Consider the following 14,788-nt stretch of genomic DNA (forward strand, 5'->3'; position numbering starts at 1 on the left):
ACGTCGCTCTTACGCTGGCATCCGCGATTCGTTAGCGTGCTTCAGGCGTCGCCCCTGTGCGGGGCGGCACCTACTTTTCTTTGCCGCCGCAAAGAAAAGTAGGCAAAAGAAAGCGGCTCACACCGCCAATTCTTGACGTTTACCCACGGGCCCCCGACGTCCCCATCCTTCACACACCAGCGCCTTGGTTGGTGCCCGTTGCCATCGCTTCGAACAAACGCCTCACCCGCTTCAATTGCCCGTACCCGGGCCAGCGGCAGCGAATGGTAAGTGCCGCCCAGGTGGCAAACTGTGTGTAGGTTGTCGCGTCGTATAGGGTGGCGCTCTTACGGTCTGGAACGCGTGCGCTATCGGTCCGGAGTGAGGCATGCGAAGCACTACGGCCTACACACAGTTTGCCACCTGGGCGGCGGCGGACTGTCTGGCGCGGCATGCTCAAACACGGATGTGTGAAGCGGGTGAGGCGCTCGTTCAGAGCGTTGGCAACGAACGTGGGTCATGTGATTGCCGTGTGAAGCGTAAGAACCTTTGGGGGCCCTCAGGCAAGTATTAGCGCTGGCGGTGTGAGCCGCTTTCTTTTGCCTACTTTTCTTTGCGGCGGCAAAGAAAAGTAGGTGCCGCCCCGCACAGGGGCGACGCGTGAAGCACGCTAACGTAACGCGGATGCCAGCGCAAAACCAAATCCCGCATGCCAGCGCAAAACCAAATCCCGGATGCCAGAAAAAACTACCAAACCACCGACTCAGCAACGCGCAATCCACCCCCCCAATCAAAAGCTAGACACCGCCCTCCCCGCCCGGTGTCCAGACACCCGTCGCCGCCGTCGCACGCACATAATCTCCGAACTCACGCGGACGCCGCCCGATCGCACGAACCACCCCGTCCTGCACGGAAGCGTTGCGCCCGTCGAGCACCTCGGCGAACAGATAGCGAATCAGCCCGATCATGTCAGGCGGCAGTTGCGCCGCTTCCATCGCGGCAACGTATTCGCGCATCGTCACGCGCGTGAAGCGGATCGGCCGTCCAGTAGCGCTGGCGATCTCCGCGACAGCCTCGCCGAAGGTCCACAGCCGCGAGCCCGTCAACTCGTAAAGCTGGCCCGCGTGGCCATCCTCCGTAAGCGCGGCGACGGCCACATCGGCGATATCGTCGGCATCCACAAACGGTTCGCCGATATCGCCAACCGGCAGCGCCAACTCGCCCGCGAGTATCGGCTCCAGAAAATGCGCCTCGCTGAAGTTCTGCGCGAACCAGCTCGCGCGCAGCAACGTCCATTCGACACCCGACTCGCGCACGATATCTTCGCAACGTCGCGCTTCCGTCTCGCCGCGCCCCGACAGCAGCACGAGGCGGCGCACGCCGCTTTGCACGGCGAGACGGGTGAACGCCTGGATTTCGTCAGCGGCGCCGTCGACGGCGAGATCCGGGAAGTAACTGATATACACGGCCTTCACGCCTTCCAGCAACGGTCCCCAGGTCGCCCGATCCATCCAGTCGAAAGGCGGCGTGCCGGAACGCGAGCCGTGCCGTACGGCGGCGCCGCGCGCCATGAGCCGCTCCGCCACGCGGCGGCCTGTCTTGCCCGTGCTGCCGAGCACGAGAATGGCGTCTGCTTTCATGGATCATCTCCGTCTGAAGGCCGCGACGTGTGGCGACCGTGAATCCAGAATAGCGACGCGTCTCTGGACGGACAATGATCCGATATCCGCCTTTCTTGATCGTTCGTCCAGACGTTTGGACGACCGTCTTCCGCCGTCTAGACTGTCTCCATGAGCGAACTGCCACCATCCGGTGATCCCCTTGGCGAAGCGCTGCACTTCCTGCGCATGAGCGGCACCTTCTATTGCCGCTCGGAATTCACGGCGCCCTGGGCGCTCGAATTGCCGCCGTTCGAGCGCTCGATGATGTTCCATGTGGTGACGTCGGGCGAATGTCTGCTCGAAGTGGATGGCGCCGAGCGCTGCGTGCTACGCCCCGGCGATCTCGCGCTCGTGCCGCACGGCGCGGGGCACCGGCTGATGAGCGCAGCGGGCGTCACTGCCGGCAAGCTTTTCGACCTGCCACGCGAAGCCGTCAGCAACCGCTACGAAATCCTTCGTCATGGCGAAGGCGGCGCGCCGACCACGATGATCTGCGCGCTCGTGCGCTTCGATCACCCCGCCGCGCAACGACTGATCGGCCTGCTGCCGGCGCTGATTCGCGTCGACACGTGGCAGTCGCCGGAAATGGAATGGATACAGAGCACGTTGCGTTTTATCGCAGCGGAAGCGCAGCAGTTGAACGCGGGCGGCGAAACGGTCATCACGCGGCTCGCCGATATCCTCGTGATTCAGGCCGTGCGCGCATGGATCGCGCATGCGCCCGCCGCGCAGGCGGGCTGGCTCGGCGCGTTACGCGACGGGCAGATCGGCCGCGCGATCGCGATGATTCATCGCGATCCGTCGCGCAACTGGACGGTGGCGGCACTCGCCGACAGCGTCGGCATGTCGCGCTCGGCGTTTTCCGCGCGCTTCACGCAACTGGTCGGCGAACCCGCCATGCGCTACGCGGTGCGCTGGAAAATGCAGGCCGCGCTCACGCAATTGCAGGAAACGGATGCGTCGCTGCTGGAGCTTGCGCTGCGCCTCGGCTATGACTCCGATGCCGCGTTCAGCCGCGCGTTCAAGCGCATCGTCGGCGTCACGCCGGGCGCGGCGCGACGCCATGCGCGCATGCAGGTCGACAACGCGACGGTGCCGTCAGCCGGCTGATACGCTCACGACTGCTTCAACGTCGGCGGACTCATCTTCGCCAGATCGATCGTGCTGGCGCCGTGCGTCGGCGCGGCCTTGTCGGCGGCCTTCGTCACGTTCGCGCCCAGCCCCGTGCCGTCCGATTTGCGCCGCGCCGCATGCCGCTCGATGATGCGCTGAAGCAGGCAGAACGCGCACAGCAACGCGCCGATCACGATACGCGTCCACCATGAACTGAGCGTGCCGTCGAAGGTAATCAGCGTCTGGATCGTGCCCAGAATGCCGACACCGAACACCGAGCCGATCACATAGCCGACCCCGCCCGTCAACAACGTTCCGCCTATCACAGTCGCGGCAATCGCGTCGAGTTCCATGCCTTGCGCCTGCAAGCCGTAGCCGGACAACACATACAGCGTGAACACGAAGCCGCCGAGCGCCGAGCAAAATCCGCTCAACGCATACACGCCGATGCGCGTGCGCGCCACGGGCAAGCCCATCAGCAGCGCCGAACGTTCGTTGCCGCCGAGCGCATACACGTTGCGCCCAAAGCGCGTGAAGTGCGCGACGAAAATCGCCGCGGCCAGCGTCAGCAGCGCGATCAGCGCGCCCGACGTCAGCGAGCCGCCGCCGATCGGCACGCTGAAGCCCGCCATGGCGTGAAAGGTCGACTCGTTGATCGTGATCGACTGCGTGGTGATCAGAAAGCAGGCGCCGCGTGCGAGGAACATGCCCGCCAGCGTGACGATGAACGGCTGCAGACGGAAGAAGTGGATCAGCGCGCCCATCGCCGCGCCGTACAGCGCGCCGAACGCGAGCACCAGCGGCGCAATGACCCACACGGGCCAGTGCAGGCGCTCGGCGCAGATCGCGCACAGAATGGTCGTCAGCGCGACGACCGAGCCGACGGACAGATCGATGCCGCCCGACACGATCACGAACGTCATGCCGATCGCGACGATCAGCAGGAACGCGTTGTCGACGAGCAGTCCGAGCAACACCTGCAGCGAGAAAAAACCGGTGTACATCACCGAGCCGAAGCCGAACAGCACGGCGAACAGCACGACGGTAACGACGATGGGCAGCGTGCGCGGATCGAGCAGACGCCCGAGCAGATTGTTCATTGTGGCGTCCCCGTAAGCGGCTTTGTTTTCATGAACGCAAACGCGCGCAGCAACTGACGCACGAGCATCGCGCGCGCGACGCTCGACTGGATCACGCTGACCAACAGCACGACGATGGCCTTGACGACGAGCGTCGCTTCGGGCGGCACGCCGATCGAGTACGTGGTGTACGTGAGCGTCTGGATGATGAGCGCGCCGAGCACGGTGCCCGCGAGACTGAACCGTCCGCCGAGCAGCGACGTGCCGCCGAGCGTCACGGCCAGAATCGCATCGAGCTCGAGCAGCAGGCCCGCGTTGTTGCCGTCTGCGCTGCGCACGTTCGAACTGGCGAGTATGCCGGCGATAGCCGCCGTCACGCCCGAGAACACATACACGCTGAACACGATCGCGCCCGAGCGCAGACCGACCAGCCGCGTCGCGACGGGATTGACGCCGATGGCGCGGATAAAGAGGCCGAGCGCCGTGCGATTGACGAGCAGCGCCGTCGCGGCCGTCACGCCGAGCGCGATCCACACCGAGCAGGGCACGGTCGCGAGATAGCCGCCGCCGAACACCAGATAGCCCGGCGCGCCGATCGGAATGATCTGCCCGCCCGTCAGCAACTGCGCAACGCCGCGCCCCGCCACCATCAGGATCAGCGTGGCGATGATCGGCTGCATGCCGACGAACGCGACCAGCATGCCGTTCCAGATGCCCGCCAGCACGCCCACCGCTAGCGCGGCGCCGAGCGCGGTGCCGATACGCGTCGGATCGTCGGCGAGCACGACGGCGGCCGCCGCGCCCGCGATCGCGACGATCGCCCCGACGGAGATGTCGATGCCGCGCGTCGCGATCACCAGCGTCATGCCGAGCGACACGATTACCAGCGGCGCGGCGCGGTTGAGAATGTCGATGGGCGCACCGAACAGATGCCCGTCGAGCAGCACAATCGACAGGAAGTTCGCGCGATGCGCGACGTCGATGGCAAACAGCGCGATCAGCGTCAACGCGGGCCACACCAGCTGATGCCTGAGCACCGCCTGAATCTGCTTCATTCGCTTCCCCCTGCGATCAGCCGGTAGACCTGATCTTCGGATACCGCGCTGCCCGTCACGTCGGCGATCTTGCGACGGTCGCGCAGCACGGCGATGCGATGGCTCACGCGCACGACCTCGCCCACTTCGGACGAAATGAACAGGATCGCGAGACCTCGTGCGCATAGCGCGAGCACGCGGTCCATGATTTCGAACTTGGCGGCGACGTCGATGCCGCGCGTGGGTTCGTCGAGAATCAGCATCTTCGGTTCGGTGGCGAGCCAGCGCGCGAGCACGACCTTTTGCTGATTGCCGCCCGACAGCAGGCCGATGGGCTGCTCGGCGTCGTGCGCCTTGATGCCGAGGCGTTCGATATACGTGTCGGCGATTTCGCGCTGCTTCTTGCGGCCTATCACACGCAGCCAGCCGCGCCGCGCCTGGAGCGCGAGGATGATGTTCTCGCGGATCGACAGCGCGGCGACGATGCCCTCCTTCTTGCGGTCTTCGGGGCAATAGCCGATGCCGTGCCGCACCGCATCGTGCGGCGAACTGAGCTTCACGTTCTTGCCGTCGACGCTGATCGTGCCCGCGTCCGCCTTGTCGACGCCGAACAGCAGACGCGCGGTTTCCGTGCGCCCCGAACCGAGCAATCCCGCGAGACCGAGTATCTGGCCAGGCTGCACGTCGAGATCGATGGGATTCATCACGCCGCGCCGCGCGACGCCTTGCATCGACAGAAACGGCGCGGCGCCCGCGCGCTGCTGCGGCGTGTCGGGCGCGCCGCCCTTGAGGCGCTCCGTCATCCGGTTATGGCCCACCATCTTGGCGACGAGCTGTTCGACGGGCAGATCTTTCGCGAGATATTCGCCCTCGCGTTCACCGTTGCGCATCACGGTGATGCGGTCCGAAATCGCGTACGTCTGCTCGAGAAAGTGCGTGACGAACAGGATCGCAATGCCCGCCTGCCGGATATTGCGCAGCACGTCGAAGAGCCGCGCGACTTCGCCGTCGTCGAGGCTCGAGGTCGGTTCGTCGAGAATCAGCACGCGCGCCTTCACCGACATCGCGCGCGCAATCGCGACCATCTGCTGCACGGCAATCGGATACGCATCGAGCGACTTCGTGACGTCGAGCGACACGTTCAGTTCGGCAAGCGCCTCCTCGGCGCGCCGATGGATTGCTTTCCAGTCGATCGCGCCGCGCCGCTTCGGTTGCCGGCCCGCGAAGATGTTCTCCGCCACGGAGAGATTCGGGCAGAGATTGATCTCCTGATACAGCGTCTGGATGCCCGCGGCTTCCGCTTCGAGCGGCGTGGCGAAACGCACGGTTTCGCCCGCGAGGCGGATTTCACCCGCGTCCTGCTCGTGCACGCCCGTGAGCACATTGATGAGCGTGGATTTGCCCGCGCCGTTCTGGCCCATCAACGAATGGATTTCGCCGGGAAAAAGCCGGAAGTCGACGCCCGACAGCGCCTTCACGCCGGGAAACGTCTTGCTGATGCCGATGGTTTCGAATAACGGTTGTGCGGCCATATCAATGACGCAAGGAGCGTGAGGCGATGACGTTTCATGAAAATCCGGCGCGCCTCGATGCAGGACGCGCCGGACGTATGCAGCGGCTCAGCCGCTCAATACTTGCGCTGCGGCAGAATCTGCGCGGCGACGTTCATCGGGAACACGGTCTCGTTGGTCACGATGCGCTTGGGCAACTGCTTGCCCGCGACCACGTCCTTCACGGCCGTCATCAGCTGCGGCCCGAGCAGCGGGCTGCATTCGACGTCGACGTTGATCTTGCCCGCGATCATCGCTTCGAAGCCGCCCTTGGTCGCGTCGAACGACACCACGCTCACGTCCTTGCCGGGCTTGATGCCTGCTTCTTCCATCGCCTGGATCGCGCCGAGCGCCATGTCGTCGTTATGCGCGTAGACCACGTTGATCTGCTTGCCGTAGGTCTTCGCGAACGCTTCCATCACCTGCTTGCCGCCCGCCAGCGTGAAGTCGCCGCTTTGCGACGCGATGATCTTGAACTTCGGATCGTTCTTGATTACTTCGATGAGGCCCGCGTGCCGGTCGTTTGCGGGCGCCGAGCCGACCGTGCCCTGCAGTTCGGCGATGTTGATCGGGCCTTTGTCGTCCTTGTACCGCTCTTCGAGCCATTTACCCGCGCGGCGGCCTTCTTCGAGGAAGTCGGAGCCGATCATCGTCACGTACAGCGACGTGTCTTTCACGTCGATCGAACGGTCGGTGAGAATCACGGGGATTTTCGCGTTCTTCGCTTCCGTCAACACAGGTTCCCAACCGGACTCGACCACGGGCGAAAACGCGATCACGTCCACTTTCTGCGCGATGAACGAGCGGATCGCCTTGATCTGGTTTTCCTGCTTTTGCTGCGCATCCGAGAACTTCAGGTTGATGCCGGCGTCCTTCGCGGACGATTTCACCGACACGGTGTTCGCAGTGCGCCATGCGCTTTCGGCGCCGACCTGCGAGAAACCCAAGGTGATCTGCTTGTCCCCGGCGAAGCTGTTGACGCTCGCTGCAACGGTGAGCGCCGCTCCGACGAGCATGCCGGCGATCAGACGCGTGGCGACTTTCATATGTTGTCTCCGATGTGGTTGTTTTCCAGGCGCTGCTTTTTCGTGTGCGCGACGACAGCCATGACGCGCGACGAACGCTTTGCGCCAACTCTTGCTGCAAACCTGCAACTGACAGTCAATCTGGAAATCACAGTCCGGACGGCTTCCGGCACGGATGCGCGCTCGTGGCGAGCACCCTGCGCGCCGCGCAGGCCCCGGAGCATCGGCGGGGTCGCATTTCGCGCGTCTGACTTTTACTTATAGCCAAACTATATGTTTGGCGCCGCGCGCTTTCGATTAGCGTTTTCCCGACCTTCGCGTCGATTGATGTAACCTCGCCGGCGACGGAATCGTCGTGCCGATCCCGCGCTGTCCCACGTTTTAGGCAGATATGAAAAAACGGATCGGGTGTCGCGGGGCCGCTTTCAGATGCGGTGCGACGATGCGTTCTGATTGGGTCGCCGTGAATTATAGTAATACTATAAGGCGTCAGATTACGTTTAAATCGCGGCGCAACCGCTCGGGCAAGTCGTGGTCATTCGTCGCCCGCGCGGCGTGCGCTCAGGATGCATGCAGGTCAATCGAAGTCGAACATATCGAACAGTGACTTCTTCTTGCGGCGCGGATCGTAGTGTTTGCGCTGATCGCCGTGGTAAGAATCGTTGCGCCGTCCCCATTGCGGGTCATGGTGGCCATCGCGGTCCCCGTAGCGCGCGTCGCGCTCGACCTGATTACTTCTGCCTTCCGTTTCGGGCGCGTCCTGCATCTGGGTCAACAGCTTGTCCAGTTCGCCACGGTCGAGCCATACGCCACGGCACGTCGGGCAATAGTCGATCTCGATGTTCTGACGTTCGGTCATCAGAAGATCCGGGGTCTTGCAAACGGGGCACTTCATTGCGTTGCTCCTTTCGTAACGTTCACACCTGTGTGCTGCTATTCGGGGCGGCGCTCCACCGCCCCGGTACTTCTGTCATTCCGCTTCAAGCTGTTTCGGTCCGCTTCGGCTTTCACGCTCCGCTTCCAGCACTGCCGCCTTGTGCTCGCGCTTGTCCTTTCTGCGCCGCGTCAGCATGTTCATGCCTTCGACGAAGCCTGCGAACGCCATGGCCGTGTAGATGTAGCCCTTCGGCACGTGCGAGCCAAAACCTTCGGCAATCAGCGTCATCGCGATCACCAGCAGGAAGCTCAGCGCAAGCGTGACGATGGTCGGGTTACGCTCGATGAACTTCGACAGCGGGCGAGCCGCGAACAGCATCGCCGTGACAGCGGCAATCACTGCAATGAACATGATGGGCAGGTGCTCCGTCATGCCGACCGCGGTGATGATGCTGTCGACCGAAAACACGAGGTCGAGCAGCAGGATCTGGCCGATCGCAGCCGTCACCGTCAGGCCGCCGACGCCCATCGCGGAATTGGCATGCGCATCGGCGTCGCGGCTCACGTGATGGTGCATTTCACGCGTGGCCTTCCACACGAGGAACAGGCCGCCCGCAAGCAGGATCAGGTCGCGCCACGAAAACGCGTGATCGAACACGGAAAACACCGGCTGAGTGAGTTGCGCGATCCACGCGACGGTGCCCAGCAGGCCGAGCCGCATCACCAGCGCCAGCATGATGCCGATACGCTGCGTGCGCGCGCGTTGCGCTTCGGGAAGCTTGTTGCTCAGAATCGAAATGAAGATCAGGTTGTCGATGCCAAGCACGATCTCCATCACGACGAGCGTCACGAGTGCAGCCCATGCAGCGGGATCGGCGGCCAGGGTCAATAGGGATTCCATTTGCGAGCGTCGTTGTCCGGTTGAGAAGAAAGCGGCTGATTACTGGGTCACAGCCTGTGGGAAGTATGATCGCCTGGCTCCGCGATCGTAAAAACCAGTGATAAGCTGAGCATTGGTTCGGTTTTTCCGAAGTGAGGCCACGCATGCTCAATTTCCGGCATTTGCACTATTTCTGGGTCGTCGTGAAGGAAGGCGGGTTCGCCCGGGCCGCCGAACGGCTCGACATGGCGGTGCAAACCATCAGCGCGCAGGTGCGCGAACTGGAAAAATCGCTCGGGCATCAACTGCTGAAGCCCGCGGGGCGCGGCGTCGCGATGACGGAAGCAGGACAGGCGGCCTATGCGCGAGCGGAAGAAATCTTCCAGATCGGGCGTGCGTTGCACGACGAAGTGCGCGAAGCGGCGAGCGGGACCGTCGCACGCTTCGCGGTCGGCTTGACGGACGGCATTTCGAAGCTGGCTGCTCATGCCATTCTCGCGGGTGTGCTCGATACGCCCTCGCTGCGTCTGCTCTGTCACGAAGGCGAGGCGGAAGATCTGCTGGCCGAACTGGCACATCATCATCTCGATCTCGTGCTGTCCGGTCAACCCGCGCCGCACAATTCGAACCTGCGTCTATCCAGCGAGCGCCTGATCGCCTCGCCGATCGACTGGTACGGGCCGGCCGCCCTGGTGCGCAAGACGCATATTGATCACTTTCCGCAATGCCTCGCGTCGCTTCCGGTGCTGCTGCCAACCGGACACGCTTCGCTGCGCGCGCGCCTCGACCGCTGGTTCGAAGCGGAAGGCATCCGGCCACGCGTCGCGGGCGAGTTCGAGGACAGCGCGTTGATGGCGCTGTTCGCGTCGCGCGGCATGGGTGTGTTTCCGCTCGCGGCGTTCGGCGCCGAGCGCAACGATCCCATGCATCGCGGCTTGCGCTGGCTCGGCCGCTCGCCGGAAGTGAAGGAGGAAATACACGCCATCGTGTCGCGGCGCGGGCGGCATCATCCTTTGACGCAAAAGGTGTTGAGCGCGGCGCATGCGTGATTGCGCTCGCCTTCAAGAAATCCGGTTCGCTTTTTCCGAAGTTGAGGTTCCGTAATTACTGCTTTTTCCTCGCCCCTCCTCACCGTACTCTTGAGCCGTACCCACGAAGGAGGTGTCTCATGCAAGTCATGTTCAAGTCCCGCGATCGCGAAGCCGTCCTTTTGCGCAGTTTCGCGCGCCAACGCATCCGGTTCGTGTTTCGCCGCATGGACTGGCTGATTTCGAAAGCGACGGTCAGCATGTCCGACATCAACGGCCCGCGCGGCGGACTCGATAAACGCTGCCAGGTGCAGGTTCAGACGCCCGATGCGACGCCCGTCGTCGTGACGTCGATCGCCAGAGACTGGCGCGGCGCGCTCGATCTGGCGCTGGCCCGCGCAGCGCGCGCGATCATCCGCAAGCAGCAGGCGCGGATCGCGACGCGGCGCATCGGTCAGCGCGAAGCCGCGTGGACGACCCAACCCGATGCCGTGTAAGCCGCGCGGCGCATCGGCGCACACGCGACGGCGCGCGATACGGCGCCGTCCGCCATGACTACATTGACCGGTCGAGCAGTTCGAGGCCGTCGATCGCGCCTCGTGCCAGCCCGATCCCGCGATGCGGCGCGATGCCGAAATCGCGTGGATTGATGCGGATCACGCGCGGACCGTTTTGCTCGCTGAAGTCGCGCACGGTGGGTATCGCCTTGCCCGCGCCGATTTCGATCACGACGGGACGCTCGAGCTTCGACAACCACGCCTGCAGCCGCACCTCCTGCTGCTCGGTGCGCAACGCGATCCAGTCGTAGTCCCCGAACATCAGAATGTTGGGCCGCGCCACCGCACCGCACTGCGGGCAGCGCGGCAGATCGCTCACGAGCTCGCATGTCGATTCGTCGACCACGGGCTGCACGCCCGTAGCCGGCCACAGCCCGGCGTGGCAGACTTCCGAGCATTGCAGCACGTGAATGGAGCCGTGGCATTCCGCAATCATCCCGGAGTCGAAACCCGCCGCCTGAAACTGCCCGTCGACGTTGCTGGTGAACACGGCAAGGCCGCGCGGCAACGACTTCGCCCAACGAAGCAGAATATCGAAACCGCGATGCGGCACCGTGCGCCGATACAGATCCAGCCGATGCCCGTAGAAGCCCCAGCAAAGCCGCGGATGCAGCGCCATTACGCGCGGATTGGCCATGTCCCGAAAGGTCAGCCGATGCTGCTTCAAGGGGGGATACGCGCGCCAGAAACCCTCGGTGCCGCGATAATCGGGCAGGCCCGAATCGACGCCCATCCCCGCCCCGGCAGTCACCAGCATGCCATCGGCCTCGCGCAGCCACGACACGGCGCGCCTGATTCGTTCGTTTTCGTCCATCGCGCCACTCTATCAATTCGCCCGACGATCGTCTTGTGAGCGGCGCGGCACTATTGGACAATAGCGTCGCAGTGGCGCGTTCATGCACCCGCGCGTTTTGGCCGTTCCCTTTCCGTTTTGCCGACCGCAACCGAACCGGAGACGTGCAGATGCCTTCGTTGATGAGCCACCCGCTGTTTCTGTTCATCGTGTCGTTCGTGGCGATGTCGATTGGCGCATATGCCGGCGCGATGCTGGCGCAGCGGCAGCGCGAGCTCGCCGACGACATGCGCGACGACTTCAACGTCGTGCAGGCCGCGACGCTAACACTGCTCGCGCTGATGATCGGCTTTACCTTCTCGATGGCCGTGAGCCGCTACGACCAGCGCAAGAACTACGAGGAAGAAGAAGCCAACGCGATCGGCACCGAATACCTGCGTGCCGGCCTGCTGCCCGATACCGATGCGCAGCGCGTGCAGACCCTGCTGCGCCGTTATCTCGATCAGCGCATTCACTACTGTCTGGCGAACGACGACGACGGCATCGCGCGGATCAACGCGGCGACGAACCAGCTAGAAAACGATCTATGGATGGCCGTTCGCAACGTCGCCGTCAAACAGCAGACGCCCGTGATCGCGCTCGCGGTGTCCGGCATGAACGACGTCATCAACACGCAGGGCTATACGCAGGCGTCGTGGTGGAATCACATTCCGTTGACCGCGTGGTCGTTGATGCTGGGCATCGGCCTCTTCTGCAACCTGCTGATCGGCTATGGCACGAGCGGACAGATCAGGCGCAACGCCGTGCTGCTGATCTTGCCTGCCGTGATCGCGCTTTCGTTCGCGCTGATCGCGGATATCGACAGTCCGCGTGGCGGGATGATCCGGCTCTCACCCATCAATCTGATCTCGCTCTCTCAATCATTCGGGTCGAACTGACGCGCGCGCCAGCGCAGACGCGTTGCAGCGGTTGCGCGTTGCATCTATTCTTCCGGCACGCGCGCGTTCATCGCCCGGCGCTCCTCGCCAGGCTCTCGCGCCGAAAGCCGCGCACAAGGAGACAGTTCGATGTCCGCATCCGCCGCCGTATTCGCCATTCTCGTCGCGTTGTTGCTGGGCGCGATGATTCCCGGCCCGAGTTTTGTTCTAGTCGCGCGAAATTCGATCAGCCTGTCTCGCGGCGACGGGTTGTCGACCGCGCTTGGCATGGGCATCGGCGGCATATTCTTTGGCGGCCTCGCGCTCGCGGGTCTTTATACGCTGCTGGTCGCCGTCGAATGGCTGTATATCGGATTGAAAGTGGCGGGCGGTTTGTATCTGATCTACATCGCGTCGAAAATCTGGCGCGGCGCGGCCCGCCCGATTGCGATGGACAACGCCGGTGCAGCGCACAGCCGTAGCGCGAAAAAGTCGTTCTGGATGGGCTTGACGACGCAGCTCAGCAATCCGAAGACGGCGATCTGGTATGGCAGTATTTTTGCCGCGCTGTTGCCGCAGCATCCGCCCGTGTGGTGCTACGTCGTGCTGCCGCCGCTGGTGTTCGCCGTGGAGTTCGGCTGGTACACCGTGGTGGCGCTGTGCTTTTCGAGCCGGGGCCCGCGCGAGGTTTATCTGCGCGCGAAAACGTGGATCGACCGGATCGCGGCAGGCGCCATCGCGGCGCTTGGACTGCGGCTGATCTTGGCGGCTCGAAAAGCCGGCATCTGAGCGCAGCGTCACCAACGCCGCCCCGCGCGATGATGACGCGGCGAAGCGCTGATAAACAAAGGGGAGTTCAAATCGAACTCCCCTTTTGATGCGAAATGCTTAGCGGCGATACGCTTCAGCGAGAACCGCGCAGTGCTGCAAGTGCAGGTCGACGGCGCGGATGGCGAGTTCGCGCAGACGCGAAAGCCAGCTCGTGGACGGGGCAGCGGCGGTCGTAGCTTGTTGCATGGCGAACTCCTTGTGCGGGTAACACCCTAGGTAATAACCCTAGTATATCCGCGCGCATGTCGCGCCGCAACAAAATCAAAAAACTTTTCTCCGGCGTGCCGTTGCTGCCACCCTCCTGCCGGGGCCGCACGAAGCTGTAGCCAACCCCGTGTCGCGCGAGTCGATTGCTTAATTCATCAATCAAATCTCATCCGATTATCTGGAACACCAATCACGGATTATCTGACTTGCCAGTAATCCAATACGTGACATCCGTATTTCGGTTTTGCGTCATCGATATGTCGCTCACGAAAACACGTTATGCCGAATTTCACAATGATTGACGCTTCATTGCACATGCCTGACAGGCCGCGTCACTGTTGCGTGTGGACCAACGGTGTATTGGAGAAATTAATGTGATCCCGAAAAAACTTTTGCTCTAAGATTCGCGGTGCTCCAACAACGCCCAATGCCTAAGAGGAAGTTCATGGACATCAAATCAATCCGGCAATCCGCATTTGCGATGCCCGTTCACAATCCCGCCTATCCTCGCCCGCCGTTCCGCTTTCTCAATCGCGAGTACTTCATCATTTCGTACGAAACCGACATGGATGCGCTGCGCGCCGTCGTGCCGGAACCGCTGAAACCTGAAAACGCACTGGTCCATTACGAGTTCATTCGCATGCCTGATTCGTCGGGCTTCGGCGACTACACGGAAAGCGGCCAGGTGATTTCGGTGCGCGACATGGAAGGGCGCCTTGCGAACTACACGCACTCGATGTACCTCGACGACGAAGGCCCGATTGCCGGCGGCCGCGAAATCTGGGGCTTCCCGAAGAAGTTGGCGCGCCCCAGATTAGGTGTCGACGGTAACGACACGCTGCTCGGCACGCTCGATTACGGCACGCAACGTATCGCCACGGGCACGATGGGCTACAAGCATCGCATGATCGATATCGAAGCCGAGCGCGCCAAGCTCGCCGACACGCCCAACTATCTGCTGAAGGTGATTCCGCATGTCGACGGCACGGCGCGTATCTGCGAACTCGTGCGCTTTTATCTGCGCGACGTCACGGTGCTGGGCGCATGGAGCGGCCCGGCCGCGCTCGAACTGCATCCGCATGCGCTCGCGCCGATTGCCGATCTGCCCGTCAAGCGCGTGGTCGGCGCGCGGCATGTGATCGCCAATCTCACGCTCGATATCGGCGAAGTCGCATTCGACTATCTCGCGCCTGCGCAAGCTGAAACGCAGAGCGCAAAGAAGTCGAATGACGACGCGCTCGAACTCGCGCTCTAACGC

General features: G+C 63.1%; 15 protein-coding genes. 6 read left to right on the top strand and 9 right to left on the bottom strand.

From position 1 onward, the window contains the following. Window positions 1–776: 776 nt before the first annotated feature. Entirely contained in the window at window positions 777–1,619 is an 843-nt protein-coding gene (locus tag C2L66_RS22595; protein ID WP_060606651.1) for an NAD(P)H-binding protein, read from the bottom strand. A 150-nt stretch (window positions 1,620–1,769) separates the two neighbouring features. On the opposite strand from C2L66_RS22595, the gene C2L66_RS22600 reads away from it, so the two are divergent. Beyond that, on the top strand, window positions 1,770–2,750 hold the full coding sequence (locus tag C2L66_RS22600) for an AraC family transcriptional regulator (RefSeq protein ID WP_060606648.1): 981 nt from the start codon (window positions 1,770–1,772) through the stop codon (window positions 2,748–2,750). A 5-nt stretch (window positions 2,751–2,755) separates the two neighbouring features. Here C2L66_RS22600 and yjfF read toward each other — a convergent pair whose 3' ends face one another. The 6 genes from yjfF to C2L66_RS22630 form a co-directional block, all read right to left on the bottom strand. Continuing rightward, a complete protein-coding gene (gene yjfF / locus C2L66_RS22605) occupies window positions 2,756–3,853 on the bottom strand; it encodes a galactofuranose ABC transporter, permease protein YjfF (RefSeq protein WP_060606645.1) in 1,098 nt (365 codons plus the stop codon). After that, window positions 3,850–4,887, bottom strand: a complete 1,038-nt coding sequence (locus C2L66_RS22610; RefSeq protein ID WP_060606642.1) for an ABC transporter permease — start codon at window positions 4,885–4,887, stop codon at window positions 3,850–3,852. Before C2L66_RS22610 ends, yjfF begins: the two co-directional genes overlap by 4 nt. Further along, complete coding sequence (locus C2L66_RS22615) at window positions 4,884–6,398, bottom strand: sugar ABC transporter ATP-binding protein (RefSeq protein ID WP_054934847.1); 1,515 nt, start codon at window positions 6,396–6,398, stop codon at window positions 4,884–4,886. The genes C2L66_RS22610 and C2L66_RS22615 overlap by 4 nt, the downstream gene beginning before the upstream one ends. 95 nt (window positions 6,399–6,493) lie before the next feature. Then, window positions 6,494–7,432, bottom strand: coding sequence for an ABC transporter substrate-binding protein (locus tag C2L66_RS22620; protein ID WP_224101120.1), 939 nt, complete (start codon window positions 7,430–7,432; stop codon window positions 6,494–6,496). Between the two features lie 586 nt (window positions 7,433–8,018). Continuing rightward, window positions 8,019–8,336: a TFIIB-type zinc ribbon-containing protein gene (locus C2L66_RS22625; RefSeq protein ID WP_054934849.1), complete on the bottom strand. Its 318-nt coding sequence runs from the start codon at window positions 8,334–8,336 to the stop codon at window positions 8,019–8,021. A 75-nt stretch (window positions 8,337–8,411) separates the two neighbouring features. Then, the gene (locus C2L66_RS22630) at window positions 8,412–9,218 is read right to left on the bottom strand and encodes a TerC family protein (RefSeq protein WP_060606639.1); all 807 of its coding nucleotides are present in this window, start codon (window positions 9,216–9,218) and stop codon (window positions 8,412–8,414) included. Window positions 9,219–9,361: 143 nt separating this feature from the next. Between C2L66_RS22630 and C2L66_RS22635 the strand changes: the two genes are divergently transcribed. Beyond that, the gene (locus tag C2L66_RS22635; protein WP_060606637.1) at window positions 9,362–10,246 is read left to right on the top strand and encodes a LysR family transcriptional regulator; all 885 of its coding nucleotides are present in this window, start codon (window positions 9,362–9,364) and stop codon (window positions 10,244–10,246) included. Between the two features lie 119 nt (window positions 10,247–10,365). Beyond that, window positions 10,366–10,722, top strand: coding sequence for a hypothetical protein (locus C2L66_RS22640; RefSeq protein ID WP_054934852.1), 357 nt, complete (start codon window positions 10,366–10,368; stop codon window positions 10,720–10,722). A gap of 58 nt (window positions 10,723–10,780) precedes the next feature. On the opposite strand, the gene C2L66_RS22645 is transcribed toward C2L66_RS22640, so the two are convergent. Further along, entirely contained in the window at window positions 10,781–11,596 is an 816-nt protein-coding gene (locus C2L66_RS22645) for an SIR2 family NAD-dependent protein deacylase (protein ID WP_060606634.1), read from the bottom strand. A 149-nt stretch (window positions 11,597–11,745) separates the two neighbouring features. Here C2L66_RS22645 and C2L66_RS22650 point away from each other — a divergent pair, with 149 nt between their 5' ends. Both C2L66_RS22650 and C2L66_RS22655 read left to right on the top strand, forming a co-directional pair. Beyond that, window positions 11,746–12,513 (top strand): bestrophin-like domain, encoded by a 768-nt coding sequence (locus C2L66_RS22650; protein ID WP_060607318.1) that lies wholly within the window; start codon window positions 11,746–11,748, stop codon window positions 12,511–12,513. Window positions 12,514–12,642: 129 nt separating this feature from the next. Beyond that, on the top strand, window positions 12,643–13,281 hold the full coding sequence (locus C2L66_RS22655) for a LysE family translocator (RefSeq protein WP_060606631.1): 639 nt from the start codon (window positions 12,643–12,645) through the stop codon (window positions 13,279–13,281). A gap of 99 nt (window positions 13,282–13,380) precedes the next feature. Here C2L66_RS22655 and C2L66_RS42160 read toward each other — a convergent pair whose 3' ends face one another. Beyond that, window positions 13,381–13,509 (bottom strand): hypothetical protein, encoded by a 129-nt coding sequence (locus tag C2L66_RS42160; protein ID WP_257722142.1) that lies wholly within the window; start codon window positions 13,507–13,509, stop codon window positions 13,381–13,383. Between the two features lie 466 nt (window positions 13,510–13,975). On the opposite strand from C2L66_RS42160, the gene C2L66_RS22660 reads away from it, so the two are divergent. Further along, a complete protein-coding gene (locus C2L66_RS22660; RefSeq protein ID WP_060606628.1) occupies window positions 13,976–14,785 on the top strand; it encodes an acetoacetate decarboxylase in 810 nt (269 codons plus the stop codon). The last annotated feature ends 3 nt before the right edge of the window (window positions 14,786–14,788 follow it).

This window comes from Paraburkholderia caribensis (genome assembly GCF_002902945.1).
GTDB lineage: Bacteria > Pseudomonadota > Gammaproteobacteria > Burkholderiales > Burkholderiaceae > Paraburkholderia > Paraburkholderia caribensis.

Excerpts from the sequence above, each read along its gene's own strand:
- C2L66_RS22640 (WP_054934852.1), top strand. The coding sequence starts at position 10,366 with ATGCAAGTCATGTTCAAGTCCCGCGATCGCGAAGCCGTCCTTTTGCGC.
- C2L66_RS22645 (WP_060606634.1), bottom strand. The coding sequence starts at position 11,596 with ATGGACGAAAACGAACGAATCAGGCGCGCCGTGTCGTGGCTGCGCGAG.
- C2L66_RS22620 (WP_224101120.1), bottom strand. The coding sequence starts at position 7,432 with ATGCTCGTCGGAGCGGCGCTCACCGTTGCAGCGAGCGTCAACAGCTTC.
- C2L66_RS22660 (WP_060606628.1), top strand. The coding sequence starts at position 13,976 with ATGGACATCAAATCAATCCGGCAATCCGCATTTGCGATGCCCGTTCAC.
- C2L66_RS22625 (WP_054934849.1), bottom strand. The coding sequence starts at position 8,336 with ATGAAGTGCCCCGTTTGCAAGACCCCGGATCTTCTGATGACCGAACGT.
- C2L66_RS22650 (WP_060607318.1), top strand. The coding sequence starts at position 11,746 with ATGCCTTCGTTGATGAGCCACCCGCTGTTTCTGTTCATCGTGTCGTTC.
- yjfF (WP_060606645.1), bottom strand. The coding sequence starts at position 3,853 with ATGAACAATCTGCTCGGGCGTCTGCTCGATCCGCGCACGCTGCCCATC.
- C2L66_RS22635 (WP_060606637.1), top strand. The coding sequence starts at position 9,362 with ATGCTCAATTTCCGGCATTTGCACTATTTCTGGGTCGTCGTGAAGGAA.
- C2L66_RS42160 (WP_257722142.1), bottom strand. The coding sequence starts at position 13,509 with ATGCAACAAGCTACGACCGCCGCTGCCCCGTCCACGAGCTGGCTTTCG.
- C2L66_RS22595 (WP_060606651.1), bottom strand. The coding sequence starts at position 1,619 with ATGAAAGCAGACGCCATTCTCGTGCTCGGCAGCACGGGCAAGACAGGC.
- C2L66_RS22615 (WP_054934847.1), bottom strand. The coding sequence starts at position 6,398 with ATGGCCGCACAACCGTTATTCGAAACCATCGGCATCAGCAAGACGTTT.
- C2L66_RS22600 (WP_060606648.1), top strand. The coding sequence starts at position 1,770 with ATGAGCGAACTGCCACCATCCGGTGATCCCCTTGGCGAAGCGCTGCAC.
- C2L66_RS22630 (WP_060606639.1), bottom strand. The coding sequence starts at position 9,218 with ATGGAATCCCTATTGACCCTGGCCGCCGATCCCGCTGCATGGGCTGCA.
- C2L66_RS22610 (WP_060606642.1), bottom strand. The coding sequence starts at position 4,887 with ATGAAGCAGATTCAGGCGGTGCTCAGGCATCAGCTGGTGTGGCCCGCG.
- C2L66_RS22655 (WP_060606631.1), top strand. The coding sequence starts at position 12,643 with ATGTCCGCATCCGCCGCCGTATTCGCCATTCTCGTCGCGTTGTTGCTG.